Annotated in this window: 24 protein-coding genes, 2 tRNA genes and 1 pseudogene; 17 read left to right on the top strand and 10 right to left on the bottom strand. The window is 33.4% G+C overall.

Going from position 1 to position 26,496, the window contains the following annotated elements:
- Nucleotides 1-204: 204 nt before the first annotated feature.
- On the top strand, nucleotides 205-1,197 hold the full coding sequence (locus BGO27_00235; protein OJV12004.1) for a hypothetical protein: 993 nt from the start codon (nucleotides 205-207) through the stop codon (nucleotides 1,195-1,197).
- Between the two features lie 27 nt (nucleotides 1,198-1,224).
- Here the strand turns inward: BGO27_00235 and BGO27_00240 are convergent, their stop codons facing one another.
- The 3 genes from BGO27_00240 to BGO27_00250 all read right to left on the bottom strand — a co-directional run bounded on the left by BGO27_00240 (nucleotide 1,225) and on the right by BGO27_00250 (nucleotide 3,727).
- A complete protein-coding gene (locus tag BGO27_00240; protein OJV12005.1) occupies nucleotides 1,225-1,944 on the bottom strand; it encodes a hypothetical protein in 720 nt (239 codons plus the stop codon).
- 72 nt (nucleotides 1,945-2,016) lie between these two features.
- Complete coding sequence (locus BGO27_00245) at nucleotides 2,017-2,490, bottom strand: peptidoglycan-associated lipoprotein (GenBank protein OJV12006.1); 474 nt, start codon at nucleotides 2,488-2,490, stop codon at nucleotides 2,017-2,019.
- Nucleotides 2,491-2,719: 229 nt separating this feature from the next.
- Nucleotides 2,720-3,727, bottom strand: coding sequence for a GDP-mannose 4,6-dehydratase (locus BGO27_00250; protein ID OJV12007.1), 1,008 nt, complete (start codon nucleotides 3,725-3,727; stop codon nucleotides 2,720-2,722).
- Nucleotides 3,728-3,872: 145 nt separating this feature from the next.
- Between BGO27_00250 and BGO27_00255 the strand changes: the two genes are divergently transcribed.
- From BGO27_00255 to BGO27_00270, 4 genes are all read left to right on the top strand, one after another.
- Nucleotides 3,873-4,832 carry an acetoin dehydrogenase gene (locus tag BGO27_00255; protein ID OJV12008.1) on the top strand — a complete coding sequence of 320 codons (960 nt, stop codon included), beginning with the start codon at nucleotides 3,873-3,875 and terminating at the stop codon, nucleotides 4,830-4,832.
- Nucleotides 4,813-5,922 carry an alpha-ketoacid dehydrogenase subunit beta gene (locus BGO27_00260; protein OJV12009.1) on the top strand — a complete coding sequence of 370 codons (1,110 nt, stop codon included), beginning with the start codon at nucleotides 4,813-4,815 and terminating at the stop codon, nucleotides 5,920-5,922. The genes BGO27_00255 and BGO27_00260 overlap by 20 nt, the downstream gene beginning before the upstream one ends.
- 5 nt (nucleotides 5,923-5,927) lie before the next feature.
- Nucleotides 5,928-6,794, top strand: coding sequence for a hypothetical protein (locus tag BGO27_00265; GenBank protein ID OJV12010.1), 867 nt, complete (start codon nucleotides 5,928-5,930; stop codon nucleotides 6,792-6,794).
- A gap of 66 nt (nucleotides 6,795-6,860) precedes the next feature.
- Entirely contained in the window at nucleotides 6,861-7,613 is a 753-nt protein-coding gene (locus BGO27_00270) for a hypothetical protein (protein ID OJV12011.1), read from the top strand.
- 18 nt (nucleotides 7,614-7,631) lie between these two features.
- On the opposite strand, the gene BGO27_00275 is transcribed toward BGO27_00270, so the two are convergent.
- The 5 genes from BGO27_00275 to BGO27_00295 form a co-directional block, all read right to left on the bottom strand.
- The gene (locus BGO27_00275; GenBank protein ID OJV12012.1) at nucleotides 7,632-8,591 is read right to left on the bottom strand and encodes a hypothetical protein; all 960 of its coding nucleotides are present in this window, start codon (nucleotides 8,589-8,591) and stop codon (nucleotides 7,632-7,634) included.
- 135 nt (nucleotides 8,592-8,726) lie between these two features.
- Nucleotides 8,727-9,428 carry a hypothetical protein gene (locus BGO27_00280; GenBank protein OJV12013.1) on the bottom strand — a complete coding sequence of 234 codons (702 nt, stop codon included), beginning with the start codon at nucleotides 9,426-9,428 and terminating at the stop codon, nucleotides 8,727-8,729.
- Entirely contained in the window at nucleotides 9,421-10,434 is a 1,014-nt protein-coding gene (locus BGO27_00285; protein ID OJV12014.1) for a hypothetical protein, read from the bottom strand. The genes BGO27_00280 and BGO27_00285 overlap by 8 nt, the downstream gene beginning before the upstream one ends.
- Complete coding sequence (locus BGO27_00290) at nucleotides 10,421-11,407, bottom strand: hypothetical protein (GenBank protein OJV12015.1); 987 nt, start codon at nucleotides 11,405-11,407, stop codon at nucleotides 10,421-10,423. Before BGO27_00290 ends, BGO27_00285 begins: the two co-directional genes overlap by 14 nt.
- A 9-nt stretch (nucleotides 11,408-11,416) precedes the next feature.
- Complete coding sequence (locus BGO27_00295) at nucleotides 11,417-12,634, bottom strand: hypothetical protein (protein OJV12041.1); 1,218 nt, start codon at nucleotides 12,632-12,634, stop codon at nucleotides 11,417-11,419.
- A 182-nt stretch (nucleotides 12,635-12,816) separates the two neighbouring features.
- Here BGO27_00295 and BGO27_00300 point away from each other — a divergent pair, with 182 nt between their 5' ends.
- On the top strand, nucleotides 12,817-13,755 hold the full coding sequence (locus BGO27_00300; GenBank protein ID OJV12016.1) for a GDP-fucose synthetase: 939 nt from the start codon (nucleotides 12,817-12,819) through the stop codon (nucleotides 13,753-13,755).
- A gap of 2 nt (nucleotides 13,756-13,757) precedes the next feature.
- Here BGO27_00300 and BGO27_00305 read toward each other — a convergent pair whose 3' ends face one another.
- On the bottom strand, nucleotides 13,758-14,669 hold the full coding sequence (locus BGO27_00305) for a hypothetical protein (GenBank protein OJV12017.1): 912 nt from the start codon (nucleotides 14,667-14,669) through the stop codon (nucleotides 13,758-13,760).
- A gap of 211 nt (nucleotides 14,670-14,880) precedes the next feature.
- Between BGO27_00305 and BGO27_00310 the strand changes: the two genes are divergently transcribed.
- The 7 genes from BGO27_00310 to BGO27_00340 all read left to right on the top strand — a co-directional run bounded on the left by BGO27_00310 (nucleotide 14,881) and on the right by BGO27_00340 (nucleotide 22,704).
- Nucleotides 14,881-15,426, top strand: a complete 546-nt coding sequence (locus BGO27_00310; protein ID OJV12018.1) for a hypothetical protein — start codon at nucleotides 14,881-14,883, stop codon at nucleotides 15,424-15,426.
- Entirely contained in the window at nucleotides 15,413-16,468 is a 1,056-nt protein-coding gene (locus BGO27_00315) for a hypothetical protein (GenBank protein ID OJV12019.1), read from the top strand. The genes BGO27_00310 and BGO27_00315 overlap by 14 nt, the downstream gene beginning before the upstream one ends.
- Before the next feature lie 96 nt (nucleotides 16,469-16,564).
- A tRNA-Leu gene (locus tag BGO27_00320) sits at nucleotides 16,565-16,649 on the top strand.
- 31 nt (nucleotides 16,650-16,680) lie between these two features.
- Nucleotides 16,681-17,955, top strand: a complete 1,275-nt coding sequence (locus BGO27_00325; GenBank protein ID OJV12020.1) for a trigger factor — start codon at nucleotides 16,681-16,683, stop codon at nucleotides 17,953-17,955.
- Nucleotides 17,956-18,007: 52 nt separating this feature from the next.
- Nucleotides 18,008-18,631 (top strand): ATP-dependent Clp endopeptidase, proteolytic subunit ClpP, encoded by a 624-nt coding sequence (locus tag BGO27_00330; GenBank protein OJV12021.1) that lies wholly within the window; start codon nucleotides 18,008-18,010, stop codon nucleotides 18,629-18,631.
- 214 nt (nucleotides 18,632-18,845) lie between these two features.
- On the top strand, nucleotides 18,846-20,123 hold the full coding sequence (locus tag BGO27_00335) for an ATP-dependent protease ATP-binding subunit ClpX (GenBank protein OJV12022.1): 1,278 nt from the start codon (nucleotides 18,846-18,848) through the stop codon (nucleotides 20,121-20,123).
- A 121-nt stretch (nucleotides 20,124-20,244) separates the two neighbouring features.
- The gene (locus tag BGO27_00340; protein ID OJV12023.1) at nucleotides 20,245-22,704 is read left to right on the top strand and encodes an endopeptidase La; all 2,460 of its coding nucleotides are present in this window, start codon (nucleotides 20,245-20,247) and stop codon (nucleotides 22,702-22,704) included.
- 142 nt (nucleotides 22,705-22,846) lie between these two features.
- Here the strand turns inward: BGO27_00340 and BGO27_00345 are convergent, their stop codons facing one another.
- Nucleotides 22,847-24,274 (bottom strand): hypothetical protein, encoded by a 1,428-nt coding sequence (locus tag BGO27_00345; protein ID OJV12024.1) that lies wholly within the window; start codon nucleotides 24,272-24,274, stop codon nucleotides 22,847-22,849.
- A gap of 438 nt (nucleotides 24,275-24,712) precedes the next feature.
- Here BGO27_00345 and BGO27_00350 point away from each other — a divergent pair, with 438 nt between their 5' ends.
- From BGO27_00350 to BGO27_00365, 4 genes and pseudogenes are all read left to right on the top strand, one after another.
- Nucleotides 24,713-25,591: a hypothetical protein gene (locus BGO27_00350; protein ID OJV12042.1), complete on the top strand. Its 879-nt coding sequence runs from the start codon at nucleotides 24,713-24,715 to the stop codon at nucleotides 25,589-25,591.
- A 282-nt stretch (nucleotides 25,592-25,873) separates the two neighbouring features.
- A pseudogene (locus BGO27_00355) lies at nucleotides 25,874-26,083 on the top strand (hypothetical protein).
- 78 nt (nucleotides 26,084-26,161) lie between these two features.
- A complete protein-coding gene (locus tag BGO27_00360) occupies nucleotides 26,162-26,401 on the top strand; it encodes a 50S ribosomal protein L31 (protein OJV12025.1) in 240 nt (79 codons plus the stop codon).
- Nucleotides 26,402-26,411: 10 nt separating this feature from the next.
- Nucleotides 26,412-26,487: transfer RNA gene (locus BGO27_00365), tRNA-Phe, on the top strand.
- Nucleotides 26,488-26,496 lie beyond the last annotated feature (9 nt).

Genomic DNA, 26,496 nt, shown 5'->3' on the forward strand with positions numbered 1-26,496 from the left:
ATTCCAATCCTTCTTTTACTCAACACCACTTCCTTACCTTTTTTACATATCAGCTGTTGCATTAGATTCTAGAATTTAGGTTCTATATTTCGTTTGTAAACTATTGATAATATTAAGTTTACTAAAGCGATATTATAAATTTATTGATATTTTGTTAAAAATAGGTTAATATTGCGCATTATTTAATATTTCTATGGTTTTGATATGTCTAAGCAAATTAACTTTACCCCAGCAAATGTACCTGTTTACAATGAAGCTCCTGAATGGTTTTTAAAAATTACTGATGCTGAAAAAGCTTTTCAAGAAGACTTACACAATAATGGGTTTAAAAAAGTGGGATCTATTTTCGGTCTGCCTCTACCAAAAAGCGATGATAGTTTTGAGAAGTTACATCAATATTTACAAAAATTAAACGAGGATGATAGAAGGAAAGCTGTAAACTATAGGCTTACAAATGGCGACCACGCAACAAGTATATTATACAGAGCAGTATTAAATGGTAAATATGATCTTTGTAAATATTTACTTGAAAACGGAGCATACGTAAATTTAGGTAATTGCCGAGAAGATTTAGGATCACCTTTACATAGGGCTGTTTACGAAAATAATTTAGAGATTGTAAAGTTACTAGTAGAGAATAAAGCAGATTTATTTGAGCGAGCTAGAATTATAAATAACACAAGAATGACTCCTTATGAAGTTGCTAAAGAAATGTCAGGTTGTGGTGACATAGCAAATTATCTTAAAGATGCTATGAAGGCTAGAGATAAGGAAATGAATAATAGATTAACATTTGCTCCGACTGCTCAAAAGGCTTTAGTATTTGGTCAAAATATTCTTAGAAGAATAGGGGTGGCATTTTTATTTGATATGGCACTTGCTGCATTTGCTCCAAAGGCTGGGAATTTATTTGCATCAAAATATGTAAGAAAAGCTGCCGCATATTTTTTCTCAAGCTTCGTAAATTATTTCCTGGAACTTGCAAGTTTTAATCTTCCAAAGCCATTGAATTTGTTGTTAATGGGTGCACGTGATAGTAATAAAGATAATGCTACTTTAATGGAATATATTAAAAAAGAGCAAGTACTTAATTTCTCTGGTGGAGCAAGAATTCTAAACCACAGATTTAAATTTAATTTCACAGATTTTATATTAGGGACTAGAGCACTTAAAGAATATAAAAAGATTGGAAAGTAATTTATTATAATTCAGGAACAATTGAAGTTATATATCAAGAAATATATCTAAATATTTGTAGACTTTTTGTTTCAAATCCTCGGTTATATAAGGATCCATGTAACTTGCATGCACTGCATTTTTCGGTTTAACTATAAGCCAGTCAATCATTGATCTTGCAGAATTAGGAATATTCTCAGGGTCTGGAATTACTTTTGTATCAGTTGACGTATCATCAGCTTCAAACATCAATAACTTAATAGGCTTTTGTGGTCTTAAAAAACAGCGTCTGGCATCAAATAGTATTATATCATTACAGTAATCAGAATATTCATTTACAAAATATTTTGCAATATCACCACCGTTAGAATGACCGCCTATAATAAAGTTATCTAAATTCACTTCAGGTAATTCCGTTTTAAGCTGATCAAGAACAAATGATATATTCAGTACGCCCCTTTTGTATAAATGCTCCCTAGCATAATGCTGAATGTCATCAAGATTAATAGTTTCTAATCCATCAGAATCACCGGCAGTATCATGTTGAATGGTAATAAATGTATAGTTTTTATTAACAAAATAGTTTGCAAGCCAAGTATGTTCAAGATGAGCATATACAAAGTCTGGCTTAGTAAATTCTTCCTGTCCCTGATATCCTGGGTTAAAAATCATAGTTTTAACAGGACTTGTTGCATCAGGATAATATATCCTTACAGGAATATTTCTACTTCTGTCATTATCTTTAAAATTAAAATCTAAAATTTCCATAATTTATCCCATTAAAAAAGGCGCCTAGAAAGGCGCCTTTAATATATAAGCTCTCTTGAAGCTCAGCAATAATTAGTGGCTAACTACAACTGAAACTGCACGACGGTTTTGAGCATGAGCTTCTTCTGTGTTACCAACAACAGCTAAGCGCTCTTTACCATAAGAGATTGTAGATAATCTTTTAGCATCTACACCTAAGCTGATAAGATATTTCTTTGCAGCTTCAGCACGACGTTCACCAAGAGCAAGGTTGTACTCACGTGTACCACGCTCATCCGCATGACCTTCTACAGTTGCGTGAACGTTTGGATACTGTTGTAACCAAGCAGCTTGTCTAGCTAATGTTTCTTTTGCGTCTTCTCTAACGTTTGAACGATCGAAATCGAAGAAAATTCTGTCGCCAACGTTAGCTTCTAAATCTGATTGTGTACCTGGAACGATATGAGCATTTTCAGCACCACCAGCACCGCCAGCGCCACTACCAAACCCTGTACCACAAGAAGCTAAGAAAACTACGAAAGCTAAAGAAAGAAGTTGCTTTACCATAATAAACTCCAAAAAAATTAAGTTACATTGTATAACCTGTGTTTAAGTTATACATACAAAACGTACAGTAAGTACATTTTATTTATGTATAAGTCAATAGTTATAATATGTAGTTATTTGAATATTGCTATAAATTATTTACCTAAAATGCATATTTGAAATACAAATTTTTGCAGGTGTTGTAATTTTACTATAAATAGAAAAGGCTCTTGAGTAAGAGCCTTTAGCATTACCTGTCTGTAAAGCTTCCTGTATTAAGCCTTTCGCGCCAGTAGTTAAGTAAATCAAGCATAGTTGTTTCAAATGAAATTTCTGGTTTCCAGCCCGTATGCTTGAAAAATTTTGATGTGTCAGGAACCTGAAGATCCGCATCGATTGGGCGAAGTCTTTCAGGGTCAGTTTTAACTTCAATTCCTTTAACTGTGGAGTGTGAAATTAAAAAATCTAGCATTTCTTTAATGGTGCATGTATAAGTACCGCCGATATTATAATACTCACCACCAATCGGATTTACGGTAACTAACATATGATATGCACGAACAGCGTCCCTTACGTCTGCAAATGTTCTTAGTGATTCAAGGTTACCAACTTTTACGACAGGTGCCATTAATCCTTTTTCGATCATTGCAATTTGTTTAGCAAACGTGGATTCGGCAAATACGTCACCTCGGCGAGGACCTGTGTGTGTAAACATTCTGGTTGTCATTACAGTCATATTATATGCTTCTGCATAGAATCTTCCAACCAGGTCAGTACCTACTTTAGAAATTGCATAAGGTGAAGCAGGGTGAAATGTACATTCTTCATCAATTGGAACTTTTTCTTTTGGAACTCTACCAAATACTTCAGAAGAGGCACATACGTGAATTATTGCATCGCGTTTATGATTTTTAAGAGCGTCAAGAAGCCTTGTTGTTCCCTGAATATTTGTATCAAGTGTATCAACAGGTGCTGTAAAGCTTGTTTGCGGATAGCTTTGAGCTGCCAAATGAAACACATAATCAGGCTGAACATCTTTAATAATATTATTTAGTGAAATATCGTCACGTAAATCCCCATATACTAAAAACACGCGATCTTTTTTGTTAATGCGCTCTATTATATGACTAATATTATCAAGTGGACTACGCCATCTGATCATTCCATAAATATCCCAGTCAGTTTTTTCTAATAAAAAATCTGCTAAGTGGGATCCAACCATTCCAGTAATGCCCGTGATTAAAACTTTCTTTTTCATAAGTGACTCATTGATATAATTCTTAGTTGTTACTTACCGCGAACCATAAATTTTTATAAAATTTTAGTCAAGGAATTTTGGATATAATTGACATTGGGTGCTTCAACTGATAGTTTGGGCTTGAAAATTTTTATTGGGAATGTTTATGCAAAACAGTAATCTTACAGAAAGATTGTATAAATCTATGCTGCTTATTAGAGAAGTTGAAGAACTAATTTGCAAAGTGTATTTTACAGATGTTATTAAAAGTCCTGTACATTTATCTATTGGTCAGGAAGCAGTTGCAAGCGGTGTTTGCGAAGCATTAAATAAAGATGATTTAATCGCTCATACATACAGATGTCATGCTACTTATATTGCAAAAGGCGGAAACCTTAAGCAAATGATGGCAGAGCTTTATGGCAAGAAAAATGGCTGTGCTGGTGGCAAAGCAGGTTCTATGCATCTTATTGATTTAGAGAGCGGTATTACAGGAGCATCTGCAGTAGTTGGAACAACAATACCAGTATCTGCAGGATATGCGCTTGCTCTTAAAAGAGAAAATGCCAAAAATAATACATCAAGAATTATGACTTCATTTTTTGGCGATGGATCTACAGAAGAAGGTTGTTTTAGTGAAACTATAAATTTTGCAGCACTTCATGATTTACCAATGTTATTTGTATGTGAGAATAATGGTTTTGCAATTCATAATCCTTTAGAGAATAGATGGGCAACGCCTTACTTGCTAGAAAGAATTGCTACATACGGTATTAAAACAAAAGCAGTAAGAAGCGGTGATGTACTTGAGATATATGAAGCAACCAATGAACTTCTAGAATATATTAGAACTACAAAAAAACCTGCATTTATTGAAATTGATACTTACAGGTATAAAGAACACGTAGGACCCAAAGACGATATTCATCAGGCATATAGAGATCAGTCGGTATATCAAAAATGGAGAAGCCATGATCAAATTGATATGTTAGAGGCAAAACTTCCTTCTGATATAGTACAGAAAATAAAAGAGCAAGTTGCTCAGGAAATTGAAGAAGCAAAATTATTTGCTGAAAATGATTTATTCCCAACAAAAGAGGACTTATATGCAAACGTCTACGCTTGAAAATAAAGAATTAGAGCAAAATCAGGAAATACGCGAGATCACTTATGCTGTTGCTATTAATGAGGCGATTGAGCAGTCAATGGAGCAGGATGAAAACGTTTTCTTATTTGGTCTTGATGTTGATGATCATTTGGGAATTCAGGGTTCTACTTTAGGTCTTAAAGAAAAATTCGGTAAGGATCGTGTTTTCGGTACTCCGCTATCTGAAGATGCTATGACTGGTGTTGCAATAGGGGCTGCTATGCATGGTATGCGTCCAATCCACGTACACATTCGTATGGACTTTGTATTGTTAGCTATGAATCAGCTTATAAACATGGCAGCTAAAGCAAATTATGTTACAGAAGGTAAGGTAAAAGTACCAATGGTAGTAAGGGCTATGATAGGAAGATCATGGGGGCAGGGTGCACAGCATTCACAAGCGCTGCATTCTATGTTTATGCATGTTCCCGGTATTAAAGTTATTGCACCATCAAACCCTTATGATGCAAAAGCAATGCTTGCTGCTGCTGTTAGAGATGATAATCCGGTTATCTTTATTGAGCATAGACTTTTATATAGTACAAAAAACTTTGTGCCAACAGACTACATTGAAGGTGAAATTGGAAAAGCAAGAATTTTTATCGAAGGTAGCGATATTACAATCTTAGCTGTTTCTCATATGGTTATCGAAGCATTAAGAGCGCAAAAAATTTTAGCTGCCTTAGGTATTAATGCAGAAATTATCGATCCTGTTACGCTCAGTCCAATGGATTATGAATCTGTTGTGAAATCATTTTCAAAAACCAAAAGGTTGCTCATAGTAGATAACGCATGGCTGCCTTGTGGATTGTCCAGTGAAGTTATGGCAAAAATGATGGAAATGCTTCCTAATGGAATAGATGAAAAGCCTTTAAAAATGGCGCGTGAAGGTTTTGCATTTACAACATGCCCAACAACCAGGGTATTAGAAGATCATTTTTATCCAAATCCGCTTACTATTGCAAAAAAAGCATATAAGTTAGTAAAAGATGCAGAGCTTGATGAAAATAGTATCCCCGCAGTAGCATTTGGTGTTAGCGAAATTGATGCATTTAAAGGACCATTCTAAATAATATGAGTCAGGTTTTATTTTCAATAATTACAGTTGTCAGAAACAATATTAATACGATTGAAAAAGCTATATTATCTGTAGTTGAGAATAAGCCTGACTTTATAGAGTATGTTGTAATTGACGGACAGTCTACTGATGGAACTCTTGATGTAATCAATAAGTACAAAGACAAAATTGATATTTTCATATCTGAAAAAGATAGTGGAGCAACCAATGCTATGGCAAAAGGCGCCAAACTAGCAAAAGGCAAATACATAGGGTATGTTTTTGCCGATGACTTTTATGAAGGTGATATTTTAAAAAATGCTAAAATAATTGCTGACCATAAATCACCTGACATTATTTCATTGCCTTGTAAGTTTATAGATGAAAACAATCAAGTTTTACGTACATTTGAAAGTTATGATCAAAAGTCTTTAAATATATATAATGCGCTATATTATCCGAATATTGGCGCAAAGCTTATTAAAAAAGATGTTTTTATAGAAAATAACTATTTTTGGGAACAAGACGATGATGGTTCAAATTTTATTGCGGCTGATCTAGAGTTTATATTGAAGTGCGTTCTTAATAAAAAAAGCTTTGATATTCTCGATAATAGTGGGTTTTATAACTATTTAGTTCATCAAAATTCTACTACGTTTGGAAATAATCGTAGAACTATCCTAAAATGTTATAAAGAACATGTAAAAATCTATAACCGTATCAAAACTAGCTATAAAACAATCGATAAAACTGATTATAAAGTTCTAAAAAAATGGTATTTAAGGGCATTGTCACGAATAATTTGTTACGAGCTAATTGAAACTAATATTATAAATTCTTTAAAAACACTACTGACACTAATTGTAAATTTGTACAAATATTAACATATTTGTTGTAATATTTTATTCTATAATTCATAATTATTAATGAAATATATATAAAGGTTGATTATGAAAGTTTTAGTCAGTTTAATCGCTTATGGTTTTTTATCAGTAATTACTCTCAATAATATGTATGCAAATGATAAAGAAAGCTGGACATACACTGGAGAAAAAGGTGCTGAAAACTGGGGTAAAATTCATCCTGATTATACTGTATGTGAAACAGGGAAAGTGCAGTCTCCTGTAAATATTAAAAATTACGTAGAAGCTGACCTTGAGTCTATAAAATATAATTATATAAAAGGTAGTGGGAAAATTATAGATAAAGGGCTTAACTTTCAGCTAAATTTTGATAGTGGCAATACGATTATAGCTGAGAAAAAAACTTATGAGCTTTTACAGATTCATTTTCATACTCCTAGTGAATATCATATTAGTAACGAAGCGTATCCTATGGAGCTGCATTTAGTTCATAAAGAAAAAGACTCTAATACCTTAGCAGTAATTGGTATTATGTTTGAAGAAGGTGAGGCAAACACTGAAATTGAGAAAATGTTTAAAGCTATTCCTTCGGGCGATGCAAAAGAAGTTACTATTGATAATCTTGATTTACTTAAGCTATTGCCGAAAGATGAGAAGTATTTCAGATTTATTGGGTCACTAACTACCCCTCCTTGTGACGAAGGGGTAAACTGGTTTGTAATGCAGCAGCCTATTACAGCTTCTAAAGAGCAAATTGAAATGTATAAAAATAAATATAAGATGAATGCCCGTCCATTACAAAACAACGAGCATCAACTTATAATTAAGGATAATAAGTAATTTGATAGGTATTTATAACTAACTATTTTTCTTTATAACGTTTAAGCAAAATCCTGAGCTTGCCTGTATTGGCTCACTTACAATTCTTAAATTAGCCGTTTTGAGAAGATCTTTTATATATTCTCTTGAATATGTATACTTCATATAGTCTTTACTTATTGATCTGCTTTCTAAACGATCGTCGAACTCAAAACCAAGTATCATAGCGCCGCTTGTTAAAAGTTTACTTTCTACTTCTTTAAAAAAGCCTGGCAAATCGTTTATGTAATTTATGAGACTTAAGCAAAGAATAATATCATGCTTGTCTTTCTGATTAGATAAATAATCTTTAGCATCCATTAAATGTGTTTCTTCATATAAATCAACACCACTTGAAAGCTTTCTTTGTTTTGCCCATTCTATCATTTTCTCAGATATATCAACGCCGCGTATTACAGGCATTTTACCTAAAAATTGATAAATACGTTTTGTGGTATAGCCATTGCCGCAGCCAACATCAAGAACAGAGACCTGATCTTGCTCAAATTTAAATAAATTATGGTTATGCATAAACTGAATAATGTATGCTTCTCTTTCAGTTTTATCTAACTGTGTATAAAAAGGTGCTACTAAGTCAAAATGAGCTTTTATAATGTTTTCAGGTATATTATCCTGAAACTCTCCAGATAAAGCATCTGCATAATAGCTTGCAAAAGGATGATTAGGGATAGCTTTAGCAACATATCTAAACTCTTCTTTAGCATCACCTTCCATACCGTTTATCATCATATCAAAAGCATTAAAAAATCTAAAGCCTGTATAATTAGGATAGAATTTACGTAAAAACTTTAGTCTAAACCTTAAGTCACTATAATTTTTGTTAAATATATAATAATAGCAAAGCTCTTCGTTTGACTCAGCTATATGATGGAATTTATAATTTATTTCTTTCCAAAATCTTTGGAGTTCCTCTTGAAGATTAGCAATGAGGGATTTCATTTTAACAATTACCATAATTCATAAACATATAAAGTTATATATCAATATGTTAGCAAATAATATACAGGGTTGCAAAGGATAAATAATTTATATATTTAATAAATTATAGTTTTAATAAAATTTGAAGTGGCGTAATTATCTTGCGCCACTGATTGTATGAATGCTTCCAGATATATAAGCTGCACTTTTTGAACATAAGAAGAAGGCAAGATCAGCAACTTCTGAAGGCTTACCTTTTCTTCCTAATGGAATGGTTTGATCTTCTATAACATCTTCCGATTCATGAATTATTGCAGGACTTATAGCGTTAACTCTAATTCCACTTTCAGCCATCTCACGGGCATAACCAATAGTAAAGCTGTTTAGAGCGCCTTTTAAAGCTGCGTAAACTGCAATCTTATTTCCACCAAATTTAGCAGACTCTGAAGATATATTGATAATTGAACTGCCGTTTTTCATAATGCTGCTAGCATGTTTACAAAGCTTAATGGCATTAGTAAGACCTACCATAATTTGATTGTCTATTTCTTCATCTAACATTGATATTAAAGGCTGGCGTAAAGGCTTAATAACGGCATTGTTCACTAAAATATCAAGATGATCGAAATGCTTTTCAAAATGTGATATTATGTTACTTGCAGCATGAATATCAGTCATATCCTGCTTAAATGCTATGCATTCTTTACCAATATTTTTAATATCTGCTGCAAGCTGATTTGCTTCATCATTGCGGCTATTATACGTAAAGAATATATTATAACCGTTTTCAGCAAATTTTTTAATAATGGCAGCTCCAATAGGACTTGAGCCGCCAGTTATTAATAATGTCTTAGACATTTTCTGTTACCTTTTGTGGTACGTGAGCGCTATCAGTAAACGCATTATACCTGTTGCTTAAATTGTTTTGGTTATTTAAATACCAATTGATTGTTTCTTTAATGCCTTCTTCAATGGATGTCTCACATTCAAAGCCATAGGATTTAGCTTTAGTCATATCCATAAGTCTTTTTGCATCACCTTTTGGCTTTGTTTCATCAAAAACAAGCTCAATAGGTGAGTTTGGAAGATTTCTGCAAATGATTTCTGCAACTTCTTTAATGGTAACGCCAGTACCGCTACCAAGATTTATCGGCTCATTAATACCTTTTTCTACAGCAAGCATCATACCGCGCGCTACGTCTTTTGCAAAAATAAAATCACGAATTGGTGAGCCGTCTCCCCAAACAACAAGTGGGTTTTCAGTCATTGCTCTTCTAATTAGTGATGGTATTACCATAGCATTTTCTGGATCGAAATTATCATAAGGACCATAAACGTTAGCTGGTCTTACTATAGAAATTTTATCCCAGTCATATTCAATTTTATAGCTTTCCGCCTGAAGTTCGCCCATTCTTTTTGCCCAGCCAGCGAATCTGTCATTTGGTGATGGGAAAGTCTTCCAAACATCATCTTCATAAAAAACTTCATTAGGGGAATATACGCCTACAGAACTTGTAAAAAGATATCGCTCACTACCCGCTCTTCTTGCTGCTTCCATCATGTTAATACTAAACTGAAGTGTAGGAACAAAAAAGCTTGCAGGACGTTTTGCAGTCATTGCAGGCGAGCCTTTGACTCCAGCTAAGTTAAACACAATTTCTTGATCTTTACAAACTTCTACGCAATTTTGGAACTCACGAAGATCAAGTCTTTTAAATTTAGCGCCATTTGGAACTCTTGAAGGATCATCAAGTGATGCAACCGTAACGTCTGCACCCTGGGCAATCAGCATTTCAACAAGTGGTCTGCCAATAAGACCTGTTCCGCCAGTTACCAATATACTTTTTCCTTTATAAAACGACATCACTTGTCTCCTTTAGTTTTAATGTTTGCGGGTCAATATTTTCTTTCCACCACGATAAAGTATCTTTAATACCTTCATCAAGGTTTACTTTTGGCTCCCACCCAAGTTCTTCTTTTGCTTTTGAGCAGTCTAAAAATAAGCTTGTTTTAATGGTTGGTTGTGATAAATCATGCTCAATTTTAAGCTTTTTACCGGAATAATTTACAATCTTGTGAACTAGGTCTTTGATTGATACAGCTTTTCCAAGTCCACAGTTATATAAAGCATATTTAGATTCTTGATTATTTATTGCCATATCAACAAAATTCGTAAGATCATCAATATGCAGTAAATCTCTTTCTTCTTCACCGCTACCCCAAACTACTACTTTTTCATCAGCAAGCATAACCTTAGAGATTGTTGCACCAAATACGTGGCTACGTTCAAAGTCATATTTGTCATGCGCACCATATATATTTGAGTGTCTGATAACCGTATATTTTGTATCACTTATGGATGCAAAAAATTCTGCCATTTTCTCGATATAAAGCTTTGTATTGCCAACACCAAAATATCTTGGATGAAGCGGTTTGCTTGCGTCAAAATCAGATTCTTTAAGCGCTATATCACTAGACTGATACATTACTGTGCAGCTAAAGAAAATAACGTGCTTTACGCCTTTTTCCATTGCGCTTCTGAAAAGTAATGAATTCATTACAGCATTATCGGTCACGTGTATAAATGGTCTTGTAACAATATCTTTAGAACCCGATGTTGTAGCAGCGGCTTGTACAATAATATCTACACCATCTAAGACATTGTTGATGTCAGATGCTTCGCATAAGTTTGCTTTATGCCATGTAACATTTGCTATGTCAAAACTTGGGCGTTTGTTATATACAGCATGTACATCGTATTTATTTTGTGCTGCAAAGTATTCCAGCATATTTCTGCCGATAAATCCTGTTGCGCCTAATACTAAAAGTTTTTGCATTTTATTACCTTAAGCTACTGTTTCGGCTGTATTTTTATGTGCAGATACGTAATTATTTTTAATAAATGTTTTGATTACATTTGCTACATATTCACATCCTGCTTCTGTTACTGCTTGGTGGCATCCTAAAGAAAAACCACGTGCCATAATGCGGTTTGCATTTGTCATGTCGCCAACTAACTTATGCTGAAACATTGTAAGAGCAGGGTGTTTTGCCATGTTACCTGCAATAATTGGACGTGTTTCAATTTTATTTGACTGAATGAAAGATGTAATATCTTTAAGACCAAAATTTACATTCTCTTTTAATATAAAGTTACAGCCAAACCATGTAGGCTCACTTTCTCTTGTAGCATGCTGGAAGTCAAAAATGTCTTCGTATTCGCTAAGTAATTTTTTATATGTATCAACGTTTTCTCTTCTTTTTGAAACAATTGAGTCGAACTTTACAAGTTGCTGCTGACCAATTACTGCCTGAACTTCTGTGATTCTTAAGTTGTAACCAAGGTTTACGAAAATAAATCTAGGGTCAATATCAGGATACATATCAATGTATTTTTGTTTTTCGTCTGCTTCTCTTGACCAGCCATGCGCTCTTAAAATTCTAAGATTTTCAGCCATTTCAAAGCTATTTGTTGTACATATGCCACCTTCTAATGTTGTGATATGATGGCTGAAGAAAAAGCTAAGTGTACCAATATCACCAAAAGATCCTACGTACTGATTTTTGAATTTTGCGCCCATAGATTCGCATGAATCTTCAATAACAAACAAATTATGTTTCTTAGCAACTGCCATAATTTCTTCCATGTCACATGGATTGCCATAAACGTGAACAAGTTTAATAGCGCGTGTTTTTGGAGTAATGGCTTCCTCAATATGCTTTGCTGTCATATTGAATGTTTTAGGATCGCAATCAACAAATACAGGTACTAAACCGTGCTGAATAATAGGCCAAACTGTTGTAGACCAGGAAAGTGCAGGAACTATAACTTCGTCACCTGGTTTCAAATGATTTTCTGTTTTTGGATTGGAGAGTAAAGATACAGCAAGTAAGTTTGCAGATGATCCTGAATTATTTGTAACAGCATACTTATGTCCAAATTTCTCGGCGTATTGCTCTTCAAAGGTTCTAACCTGTTTACCCATTGTAACATATGTTGATAACATTTGCTGAGTTGCAGCAAAGACTTCTTCGTGAGAGAAAGTAGGTTCATGAAGACGGATTACAGGATTTTCAGGATTAAATTCAAAATTGAAATTTTCTGCGCAGTAAGCTTCAATTCCTTGCTTAATAGTATCGAGATGTTTAGACATAGATTTACTCCATTAGTTCATTTCAATTGCCTTATATAACTAATTAAGATAAATTGTCGAGGGATTTTTCAATTTATAATTAGGAAGTTTTAATGAAGGCTGATAGCAAAATACTTATAACAGGAGCAACTGGTCTAATTGGCTCGTCTTTAAAGAAAATTTTAGAGCAGCAAGGGTATAAAAATATTGTATGTATTGCTTCAAAAGATTGCGACCTTAGAAGTAAGCAAGAAGTAGATAAACTATTTCAAAGTGTAAATCCTGAGTATGTATTTCATATGGCGGCTATTGTGGGCGGAATTAAAGCAAACTCGACTTATCCTGCTAAATTTATTTATGATAATACAATGATGCAGGCAAATATTGTTCATGCATGCTATGAATATAAAGTTGCAAAACTGCTTTTCTGTGGATCATCTTGTACTTATCCAAAAATAGAGAACGCTACAATGGATGAATCAAAGCTATACCAAGGCATGCCAGAGCCAACAAATATTGCATATGCAACAGCTAAGCTAAATGGTGTTATAATGTGTCAGTCATACGCAAAAGAACATGGTTTAAATGTTGTCATTGTTATGCCGACAAATACTTATGGTACTAACGATCATTATAACTTAGAAAACTCACATGTTATACCCGCATTAATAATGAAATTTTATAAAGCAAAGTCTGAAAATGCTGATAAAGTTACTTTATGGGGAAGTGGAACTCCATATAGAGAGTTTATTTATTCAGACGACGTAGCTGATGCATTTGTATTTTTAATGAACAATTATAATTCAAGCGAAGTAATTAACGTTGGATCTATGGAAGAAGTAAGAATTAAAGAGCTTGCTGAAATCGTCAAGGAAGTTACGGGATTTGCAGGAATCATTGATTTTGACCCAAATTATCCTGATGGGATAATGCGTAAATGCCTTGATTCAAATAAATTATTTAATATGGGGTGGAAGCCAAGTCTAAAATTAAAAGACGGTATTAAAAAAGTGTATGACCACTACTTATCAGTAGTTACTCAGGAGGCTTAAACTTATTTAGCAAGGGGATGGTACCTGTCTACTATTCCCTTGAGCCTTTTATTACTAACATGAGTATATATTTCGGTTGTTGCAATATCTTTGTGACCTAGCATTTCCTGAATAACTCTTAGGTCGGCCCCATTTTCTAATAAATGTGTTGCAAAAGAATGCCTGATAACATGGGGTGAAATAGTATTTGGGTCTATTCCAACAAGTATTGCAACCTCTTTAAGAAGTTGAAAAAACCTTTGCCTTGTAATATACCCTTGCTTTGCTTTAGAAGGAAATAAATATAAACTATCATCCAGAGGGCTAGTTTTGCGCCATTTTAAATATTCATGAATTGCTTTAATGGCATCTGGGTATAATGGAACAATGCGTTCTCTGTTGCCCTTACCAATGATTCTAAGGATCGGCTCTTTAATTAGCTTTTCTAAATTTACATTAGAAGTTTTAAGTGATATAAGTTCTGTAACCCTAAGTCCGCTTGCATACATAATATGAATCATACAGCTCAACCTTGCTTCTTCAAATGTATGATTTGTTTCATTTGCATATGATAAAATTTTATCAATTTCAGCTTTTGAAAGATATTTAGGTATTTGCTTCCCCGTTTTACCATGTTTTAAAAGAGAGGTGGGGGATATCTCTATGATATTCTCAGACACTAAAAAATTATAAAAATGCTTGAACGCCGATATTTTACGGTTAATAGAAGTTTGTTTGGTATTTTCCTTTCTCAAGAAATTCAAATAACCATTGATTTCATCTGAAGTAATTGAAACCAGGTTTTTATTCACGTGGTTGCAAAAGAGTATTAGGTCAGTAACATATGATTTAATACTGAGTTTACCTAAACCTGCTTCAGATACTAAATAATTTTGAAAATTTTCTAAAACTGTTTGATTATTTTGTATGAGCATTTAGCTTTATTTCAGAGCTTACTTCTTTAAATTCTGGGTTGCTTATATTTGTTCCGTAAAATATTAAACCAACTATAAGTGCTATTACTAGCAAAATTGCATATTTTAAATTTGATAAAAAGTTAGATTTTTTCATTTTGCCTTGATTATTCTTTATATTTAATGTTTACTAGCTATGAAAATAATATTGTAATTATAAGCAGCAATCAAGATGAATTTTATACTTAGAACACCAATAGTACTTGTTGGCATGATGGGGTCAGGTAAAACTACCCTTGGAAGTAGGCTTGCTGCATCTCTAAATGCACCTTTTTACGATACTGATAAAGAAATAGAAAAAATAGCCTGTTGTTCGATTTCAGATATTTTTTACTATGCAGGTGAAGAATATTTTAGAAAAGTTGAAAAGCAGGTAATTGATGCTCTTCTTACAGATTCAATTCCTAAAGTTATAGCATCAGGTGGGGGATCATTTATTCACCCGGAAGTGCGTAAAGTAATAAAAGATAAAGCATTATCTATATGGATAAAAGCAAGCGCTCATGTCTTATTAGAAAGGGTTTCAAGAAGAAGTGACAGACCGCTATTAGAGACTGGTGACAAAAGAACTATTATTGAAGCTTTAACCTCCCAAAGATATCCTATTTACTCAGAAGCGGATATTATAGTAACCAGCGATAACCATACTCATATCGAAACAGTAAAGCACATTATCACTGCAATCCAAAAATATAATGAAGAAGATGCAAATAGATAAAAAATATAACTCTCAGTATAAAACTAAAGTCGAAATATCTGATGCATTTGATTTTAATATAGATGTAAAAAAAGATAGCAGATTTTTTATTATTACTGATAGTAACGTAGCAAATTTATACCTTCAGGAAGTTTTAGCAAAAGTAAGCTCTAAAGGTCAAGCTGAATTTATAATTATAGATGCTTCTGAAAAGAGTAAGTCATGGGAAACTATAGGGAAAATCATAGATGAAATTATAAGTTTTGACCCCAAAAGATCAGATTACATTATTGGTCTTGGTGGGGGCGTTATTACTGATATTGTAGGTTTTGTTGCAAGTATAATTAACAGAGGTACTCGGCTTATTTTAATACCTACTACTTTGCTAAGTATGATAGATAGCGCAATTGGTGGTAAAAACGGTATAAATTATAATAATTTTAAAAATAAAATCGGGACAATTTATCCTGCTAATAATGTTATTATCGCAACTTCAATGCTAAAGTCTTTAACTGAAGCTCAAATTCTAGAAGGTGTATGCGAAGCTATTAAAATCGCAATTTGCAGAGACATTAATTTTTGTAAGTTTTTGCAAAATAAAAAATATGATATCTTAAATTTAGATTTTAAACTCATCAGAAAATTAATAACAAAGGCAATAAAGCTTAAGAATCAGGTGGTTGGAAAAGATTTGCTGGATAGTAACCAAAGAATGATACTTAATTTTGGTCATACTATTGGTCATGCAATTGAATCATATGAAGAAAATAAAATTCCTCACGGTATAGCTGTGGGTATGGGTATGTACATTGAAACTGATTTGCTTCATAAGCTAGGGCTATCATCAAAGAAAACAAGTTCAGCAATTAAATCTCTTTTGGAAGCATATGATGTTCCGGAATATTTAGGAAATTTAGATAATATCATTGAGATTGCTGTAAAAAGTGACAAAAAAAGAGCTGAAAATAATACTATTAATCTAGTCGTGCCAAATAAATTGGGTGAAGCTTTAATTAAGAAAATAGATGTTTCTAAAATCAAAAATGTGTCTTTTGAATCCTAATTAAGTTATTAAATTATTTTTAATTTGCGCAAATTGTAGATTTTACTTGTATAGTCATAAATTCCTTGTTATTAATATCTCGAATTTAGGATTTAAGCGGATGTGGCGGAACTGGTAGACGCGCCAGATTTAGGTTCTGGTAACGAAAGTTGTGGGGGTTCAAGTCCCTTCATCCGCACCACGTTTTACACATATATTGAAGGATACATTTCATGCAAATTAGTGAAATTGAAAACCAAGGCTTAAGTAGATCATATGATATTACTGTAAGCAAAACACAGGTTGAAGAAGAAGTAGTTAAAGAAATAGCAAAAATTCAATCTACAGCATCATTACCAGGATTTAGAAAAGGTAAGGCTCCGATTAAAATCGTAAGAGCTAAATACGAAGATCAGGTTATGCCAGATGTAGTATCTAAATTGGTAGATAAAAGTTTTGCACAGATTTGCAAGGAAAACAATGTAAGACCTGCAACAAAGCCAGATGTAAACTTCAAAGATTTTGACAAAGGTGATGACTTAGGATTTACCCTTTCTTTCCAGATTTTCCCTGATTTTGGTAAAATTGATTTCTCTGCATTCACTGTAGACAAATATAAAGTTGTTATGGGTGAAGATGACATTGAAAAAGTAGTTGAAGACCTTAGAAAAAACATGAGAGATCTTGAAAGCGCTGACGATAAACACAAAATCGTAGAAGGCGATGTTGCTGTTATTGATTTTGTTGGAAAAATTGACGGAGTTGAATTTGACGGCGGTACAGGCGAAGGTCATGAGCTTACAATCGGTTCAAAACAATTTATTGAAGGATTTGAAGGTCAGTTAATCGGTCATAAAAAAGGCGATAAAGTTTCTGTTAAAGTAACATTCCCTGAGAACTATCATGCAGCTGATTTAAAAGGCAAGCCTGCAGTATTTGATGTAACAATTCAAGACATTAAAATTCCTGGAGAATTACCTGAAGTTAACGAAGAATTTTTTGCTAAAATCGGAAGTGGTATTAAAACTTACGAAGATTTAAAAGAAAAAGTAAAGCAATACAAAGATAGAGAATTTGCAGGTGCTGCGCATTCTTTAAGTAAAAAAGATTTATTTGATAAATTGGTTGATCAGTTAGATAATGACGTTCCAGAGCAACTCTTAAAAGAAGAGCTTGAAGAAGTTAAAAAAATGAATCCAGCTGATGATGAAGAAGAGAATATTAAAATTGCTAAAAGACGTGTTCTTTTAAGCTTATATTTTATTAAATTATCTGATGATGAACATATTCATGTAAATCAACAAGAAATCAGAAATGCAATTTTAGATCAGGCAAGAAACTTCCCTGGAATGGAAATGCAAATTGTTGAGCTTTACAGTAAAAATCAGGTTTTCTTAGATCAAATTAGAAATTCAGTGCTTGAAGATAAAGTTGTAAACCACATTATGGGCAAAGTGAAATTAAATGAAATTGAAATTAGCCCAAAAGAGTTTGCAGAAAAAATATAAGCATGCTAGATTATTGCTAAATATGTTAATCTTTTAATGAAAAGGTAGTAAAATGCATGATATCATAAGCAAATATGAAGATTATATGAACCTAGTTCCTATGGTCGTAGAGCAAACAAATCGTGGTGAACGCGCATACGATATATTTTCTCGTTTGCTTAAAGAAAGAATTATTTTCTTAGTTGGTCCTGTTGAAGATAATATGGCTAGTTTAGTGGTTGCTCAGCTTCTGTTTTTGGAAGCTGAAAACCCAGAGAAAGACATATGGATGTACATTAACTCTCCGGGTGGTGTTGTGACCGCTGGTCTCTCGATATATGACACTATGCAATATATTAAACCGAAAGTATCTACATTATGTATCGGTCAGGCTTGTTCTATGGGATCGTTATTGTTGACTGCAGGTGAGCCAGGCATGAGATATGCTCTTCCAAATGCAAGAGTAATGATTCATCAGCCATCTGGCGGGTTTAGAGGTCAGGCAACTGATATCGAAATTCATGCAAAAGAAATATTAGATCTTAAAGCAAGGCTTAATGATATTTATGTGCATCATACAAAACAAAAGCTAAAAATTATTCAGGACAATATGGAACGTGATAACTTCATGTCTGCTGACAAAGCTGTTGAGTTTGGTCTCATCGATAAAGTTGTTCACAAGCGTCAGGATGCATAACAATTAAATTTCTATAATAAATCCGGCTGTAAATTTGGTCGGATTTATTGATAAAATACTGTGAAATATAGATTTTCACAAAAAAATAAAAATCCTCTGGTTTTTCAAATTTTAATGTTTAAAATCAGAATGTAATAAAAAAATCTTATTTCATATAAATATAAAAATTTATGTGAAATAAGTAGAATAAACTAAGCTTCTTTGGGAGTCATACATGGGAAAATCAGGCGAAACTGACAACAAAGGCACCCTATACTGTTCATTTTGCGGTAAAAGCCAGCACGAAGTAAAAAAACTAATCGCAGGACCAGCTGTTTTTATTTGTGATGAATGTGTTGATCTTTGTGGTGATATCATAAAAGATGATGCTAAATTATCTGGCGTTAAGAAAGTCGACTCTTTGCCAAAACCAAGTGAAATTGCTGAAGTATTAAATCAATACGTTATTGGTCAGGACAAAGCTAAAAAAACTTTAGCTGTAGCCGTTCATAATCATTATAAAAGATTAATGAATGTCGATAAAAATAGTGATGTAGAGATATCTAAATCAAATATCATGGTTTTAGGACCTACAGGTAGTGGTAAAACATTACTTGCGCAAACACTAGCACGCGTACTTAACGTTCCTTTTGCAATGGCTGATGCAACATCCTTAACTGAGGCTGGTTATGTTGGTGAAGACGTTGAAAATATTATTTTGAGGCTATTACAAGCGTCTGATTATAACGTTGAGCGTTGCCAGAAAGGTATTGTCTACATTGACGAAATTGATAAAATTTCCCGTAAATCAGATAATCCATCTATTACGCGCGATGTGTCAGGTGAAGGTGTGCAACAAGCGCTTCTAAAAATTATTGAAGGTACTGTAGCATCTGTTCCTCCTCAAGGTGGCAGAAAGCATCCGCAGCAAGAATTTTTGCAAGTTGATACTTCAAATATTCTATTTATTTGCGGTGGTGCATTTGATGGTATTGAAAAGATCATTTCTGATAGATTAAATAAAGGATCTATTGGTTTTAATGCGGTTGTTAAATCTAAGGAAATTAAAAAAGCAGGTGAAATGATTAGTAAAGTTGAGCCTGAAGATTTAGTAAAATTTGGTCTGATCCCTGAATTTATCGGAAGACTTCCGGTTATTGCAACACTTCATGATCTTGATGAAGCAGCGCTTATGGATATTTTAACTAAGCCAAAAAATTCTCTTACAAAACAATATGCAAAATTATTTGAAATGGATAATGTAGAGCTTAAATTTGAAGAAGAGGCTCTTAAAGCTATTTCGCAAAAAGCAATAGTAAGAAAAACTGGTGCAAGAGGACTTAGGGCAATTATGGAGGATTTACTCCTTGATTTAATGTTTGAAGTTCCATCAAATCAGGATATTGCAGAAATAATTATTACAAAGGATGTTGTAGAACAGAAATCAGCACCTATAATAGTATTAGCGGACAGTTCCGGAAATAAAAAGAAGAAGAAAGCCTCGGGCAATTAGTCTTTAGTTTTTCAGTAAGTTATGGCACTGTTAGAATGAAAATTCTTAAGTGCCATAAGTGTTTATATTATAAATCTTACTTATAAGAATATGTCCTAACAAATACGTAGGGAGAGTAATAATGCATACAGATCAAGATTTATTTAACAGCAAAGAATTCAAGGAATTGCCAGACTTACTCCCTGTTCTCCCTCTCCGTGATGAAGTAGTTTTTCCAGGTATTTTGGTTCCATTATATGTAGGTCGTGAAAAGTCACTTAGAGCAATAGACTTTGCAACAAATTCAACTGATAGCCAAATTCTGCTTGTTGCTCAAAAAGATGCAGCGATTGAAGACCCTAAATTGGATGATATTTATAAAGTAGGTGTAATAGGAAATATTATACAAATCCTCAAGCTTACAGACGGCACATTAAAATTATTAGTAGAAAGTCATCAGAAAGTTAAAGTGAACAAATATATTGATAATGAAGGGACATTTTTCTGTGAATATACAGTTATTGAAGATCAATTAGATAGTGACGACGTTGAAGTTGAGGCTTTAGCGCGGTCGGTGAAAAACGATTTTGAATATTTTTCAAAATTTACGCGCAGGTCTAATCCTAATCTACACTCAAATATTCTTGCAACTCAAAACCATTTAAAACTTTTAGACCTTGTATGTTATCATTTACCTAATTTAGTTGAAGAAAAGCAAAGGCTTTTAGAAATCGAAGATCAAAAAGTTAGGTTTTTAGAAATTTTAACATATTTGCAGAAAGAAATAAGTCTGATAGACGCTGAGCATAAAATTAAGGCGCGTGTTAAAAAGCAAATGGAAAAAACTCAGAGGGAATATTACCTTAATGAGCAAATGAAAGCCATTCAGCAAGAGCTTGGTGAAGTAGATGATGTTAGAAATGATATTAAGTTACTTGAACAGCAAATTGAAAATACACCACTCAGCAAAGAAGCTCGAGAAAAGCTTACTGGTGAAATTAAAAAGCTTAAAATGATGAACGCTATGTCTGCGGAAGCATCAGTTATTCGTAATTACATTGAGCTTATTTTATCTTTACCCTGGGGTAAGTTTACTAAAAACAAAATAGATTTAAATAAAGCTGAAAAAACTTTAGATTCCGATCATTACGGCTTAGAAAAAGTTAAAGAAAGAATATTAGAATATTTGGCGGTGCAAAAACGTACCAACTCCCTTAAAAGTCCGATTATTTGTTTAGTGGGTCCTCCAGGTGTTGGTAAAACTTCACTTGCTAAATCAATAGCGGAAGCTACAAATCGCAATTACGTAAGAATATCGCTTGGTGGTGTACGTGATGAGGCTGAAATTAGGGGTCATAGAAAAACTTACGTTGGTGCTATGCCAGGTAAAGTGATAAATTCTATTAAGAAAGTGAAGTCTGCAAACCCACTTATTTTACTAGATGAAATTGACAAAATGGGAATGGATTTTAGGGGTGACCCAACTTCTGCCCTCTTAGAGGTTTTAGATCCTGCTCAAAATGCCACATTTGTTGATCATTATGTGGAAGTAGAATTTGATTTATCTAAAGTAATGTTTGTTGCAACGGCAAACTCTACTAACTTACCAAGACCTTTACTTGATAGAATGGAAATAATCAGGCTTTCAGGTTATACAGAAATAGAAAAACTTGAAATTGCCCAGCTCCATTTAATTCCTAAGTTACTAAAAGACCATGGGATTAAAAAAGATGAAGTGACCATTACAGAAGATGCGGTATTAGAGCTTATCAGGTCATACACGCGTGAAGCAGGGGTTAGAAATTTAGAACGCGAACTTGCAAAAGCTATACGTAAGTCACTTCGCAAGATTATGACTTCTGATATTAAATCAATTGTTATTTCAAAAGATAATATTGAAGATTTTGCAGGGGTTAAAAAATTCTTATCTACAGAAGCTGGAAAAGAAAGCCGCGTTGGTCTTACTAATGGTCTGGCATATACCGAGGCAGGAGGTGAGCTTTTATATATTGAGGCAGTTAAAATACCTGGCAAAGGTAATGTTAAAGTTACAGGTAAACTTGGAGAGGTTATGCAGGAATCAGCACAAGCTGCTGTAAGTTATGTAAAATCTAAAGCTAAAGAATTTGGTATACTTCCATCAATTTATCAGAACTATGATGTTCATATTCATGTGCCAGAAGGAGCAACACCAAAAGATGGACCTTCAGCAGGTATTGCATTGGCTACCACTATAGTATCTTTATTTACTAACATACCAGTAAGAAAAGACGTTGCAATGACAGGTGAGATAACCTTAAGCGGTAGAGTGCTTGCAATTGGTGGACTAAAAGAAAAATTGCTGGCTGCTACAAGAAGCGGTATTACAACAGCAATAATTCCTGAAGAGAATAAAAAGGATTTAGCCGAAATTCCAGATGTTATCAAAAATGCACTTGATATCATACCAGTTAGCCACTTAAATGACGTTTTAGAGGTAGCTTTAACTAAAAAGATTGTGCCAATTGCAGATGATCATCCAGAAATTATAGCTATTAATAATCCTAAGCTTATTACTTCAGATAATAAGTTTAATGATAGAGATGAAGTGAAGCGCCATTGATTATAGTACTTTATGTTGATTACATATACGTCATTTCCTCGCTTACCTAGGTTTTACTAGGCTTCGCTCGTTATTTCTATATTTAATCTAACTTAAAAATACTACAAAAAAGAGGTTATACTTAACATAACCTCTTTTTTCACTAATAAGCCAATTTAGCGTTTTTACTTTGTTTGATTGTAGTAACTCCTATAATAGCAAAGGCTATTAAAAGCAGTGTAAATCCTATTAAACTATAGTTATTTGAAAAGTCTTTAATAGTTGGTGTTGTTTTGAATACAAACATTTTGCTGGTAAAGCCGCTAATAATACCTGCAAGAGAATAACCAAACATTACTAATCCCATTACCGATCCTTTTAGGTTTGAAGGAGCAAGCCTTGAGCTTAAGGCATATATGGCAGGACCTACTAATAATTCAGATGCTCCAATTAATGCAAATATGGGCAAAAAAGCTATTAATGATAACTTAGTTTCGGGATTTATGATGCCTACAGATGATAATGCGATAAAACCTAGTCCTACTATTGTAAAGGCGTATCCAATATTTTTGAAGCTTGATATTAAACCACAAGATCTTCGACTCAGAATTTTAGCAACAATTGACCCTAAGAATATGATAGATAAAGGATTTATAGCATTGACTACACTTGAAGGTATTGTATAGCCCATAATTTGTCTCTCTACAAAGTTTTCAGCATATATTATTAGAGTACTACCCATTTGAAGTTCGATACTATAAAACAATGCCATTAAAATTACGGCAAGAGCAATAATTCCAATATTTTTAATCTCTTCTTTACATAAGTTCCTGAAATTTAAAGAAATAATACAAAGCGCAATACCCATAATTATAGGTAAAATATTAAGGCTTTGTTCTGCATTAATAACAGCATATATAATTACTGGAAGTAACAATAGATAAAGACAAAAAACTTTGATAGCTTTAGAAATTCTAAAGTTTTGAAGTCTTCCTTTATCCTCTAAATACCCGTTCATTATATATAGAAAGATATTAGCAATGCACATTCCTATTGCAGCAAGAGAAAAGCCATATTTATATCCGTAAACCTCAGATACTATGCCGCATAATATAGTAGATAATAATGCCCCTATGTTAATACATGTATAGTAAAGTGTATATCCACTTTGTCTTCTTGGATCATCTTTTTGATAAAATTCACCCAGTAAGCTAGCACAGTTGGCTTTAAATAAACCACTTCCTAGCACAATCATTCCGAGTCCTATGTAAAATAAGGTATTTTCAGAAAGGTATATAAAGTCACTGCATGACATTAATATGTGTCCTGAGGATATTATAATGGTTCCTAAAATTATAGAATACCTAAGACCGAGTGCTTTATCGGCAGCCACCCCTCCAATAAGCCTTATAAACTCTACTAATGTAACAAACACTGCGCTAATAGCATATGCCTTGCTATCGCTTGCTAAAAATGATTTCATTAAAAATAATATTAAAATTGCTCTCATTCCATAATAGCTAAAAGATTCGCATATCTGGATTAAAGCTATTAGCCTAAATGCCTTAGGCTGACTTTGAAGTATAGTCATTGTAATTTTTCCTTTTAAATTAAGCGTGTAAATCTAGCGGAGTTTAGAAGACGGGACTTAATATTTAAGAAAGTTTTACTTGGTAATAAAAGTGTTTGAGGAAGCTAGTATTCCAAATCCCGCCTGTTTAGGGCATATAATTGGCTTAAAGCCAATGGAAATGGAAGCGTTTAAAGGAAGAGGTAGCAAAAGCGGTTAAGCCAATTGAAAACGGGCTTTTAGAAAATACAATAGTTTGTACATCTAAGCTTTGCATATAATTTATAATCAAATTAAATTTTGATTAATCTATCACTAATTGATTAATTCGTCAATAGTTAGGGTAATTTAAGTTATAATGAACGTTAAAAAGTCTTGGATATCAAGGAATTTATGTTTAATATAGTTTTTTAATAAAGACAATGTAAGAGGAATACCGAGTTTATGAAATTAAATGGCATTAATCCGCTGGATAACAAAAAAACTGTTATTATTGTAATTGGTAACGAGAAAGGCGGGGCAGGTAAAACTACAACAACAATGCACCTTGCTACATCATTACTTACACTAGGGTTTAAAGTGGCAACAATTGATGTAGACTCTCGCCAGAAAAGCCTTACCCGTTATGTGGAGAACCGCACTAATACAAATGAAAAGAAAGCAGGCGGAGTACTATTAATGCCTCTGCATTTTGTAATACCTGAGTCAAATTCTACTGATTTAAATGAAAAATCCAAAGAGGAAGAGGAGCGTTTTAATGACGCAATAAATCACGCCACCGAAATGGATTTTATAGTAATCGACACGCCTGGCAATAACACATTTTTATCAAATTTATCTCATGCTCATGCTGATATTATTATCACTCCTATGAATGATAGTTTTGTAGATCTAGACGTTTTAGCTAAAGTAAATCCTGATACTTTTGCAATCGAAAAACCAGCGCATTATAGCCAAATGGTTTGGGAGCAAAAAATGAAAAGAGCGGCAAAAAATCAGGAGTCCATTGACTGGATTTTATTACGTAATCGCCTAAGTAATATCGATGCTAAAAATAAAAGAAATATGACAGAGGTGTTAAACAAACTTTCATCAAGAATCGGTTTTAGACATGCTCCTGGCTTTTCAGAAAGGGTAATTTTTAGAGAATTATTTCTGCAGGGTATTACGCTGCTTGATTTAGCTGCGCAAAATATACCTCTTACACTATCACATATTAGTGCCAGACAGGAGCTAAAATTATTTTTAAAGGCTTTAGGTCTAAAAAAGATTGATGAATCGTTAAAAACCTCTAATCTATTTGCTAGTAGTTATGAAATGGAGATAGAGGAGGTTTAAATGACCTTATTAATAGCTGGAGTGATGGCATTTTTTGGATATAAAATGCTCATGGGTGGTTTGAATATTAGAAAGTTGCAGAGTATAATAAAAACCTTTGGAATGCTGATTTTAGCGATATTGCTTATAAAATTTGGTATTACCACGTTAATAATTTTAGGAGCTTTATTTTTTGTAGCAACATCGCTACTTCCTCGAAATATCGATATAAATCAATTCTTTAAGGGATTTAGCGGCGTTGAATTTGGCTCAGGAGCAAGATATCAACAATATTATAACAATACGTCTTCTGCAGCTAATGGCGATACCTTAGAACAAGAGGAAGCATACAAGATATTAGGCTTAAAAGGTGGAGAATCAAAAGAAGAAATAAATAAGGCTTATAAAAAAATGATGGCAAGGTTTCACCCAGATAAAGAGGGTGGTTCGGAGTATTTTGCTCAGAAAATTAATCAGGCTCGAGATGTTTTATTGAAAAAATACGCAAAATAAATGAAAAAAAGGTTGCATCAATTAAAAACCCATTGTATATAACAAGCATAATTTAATATATTGAAATGAAGAATAATCATGCAAAAAGATATTCATCCAAAAAGTAAAGTAGTAAAATTTATCATGCCTAATGGCGAAATTCTTGAAACAATTTCAACATATAAAGGCGATGAGTTCCATTGTGAGAGATCAATTCATGATCACCCAGCGTGGAAGAAAACAGCAGTTGTATCTGATCTTAATACAAAATCAGAACAAGTTACTAAATTCATGGGCAAATTTGGCGGCTTTGACGCTATGTTTGGTCAAAAGAAATAGATAAAGTTAAGGCTGGATAGCTCAGTTGGTAGAGCAAAGGACTGAAAATCCTTGTGTCCCTGGTTCGATTCCTGGTCCAGCCACCACCTTCTAAT

This window comes from Alphaproteobacteria bacterium 33-17 (genome assembly GCA_001897445.1).
In the GTDB taxonomy this organism is placed as follows: Bacteria; Pseudomonadota; Alphaproteobacteria; order Rickettsiales; family 33-17; genus 33-17.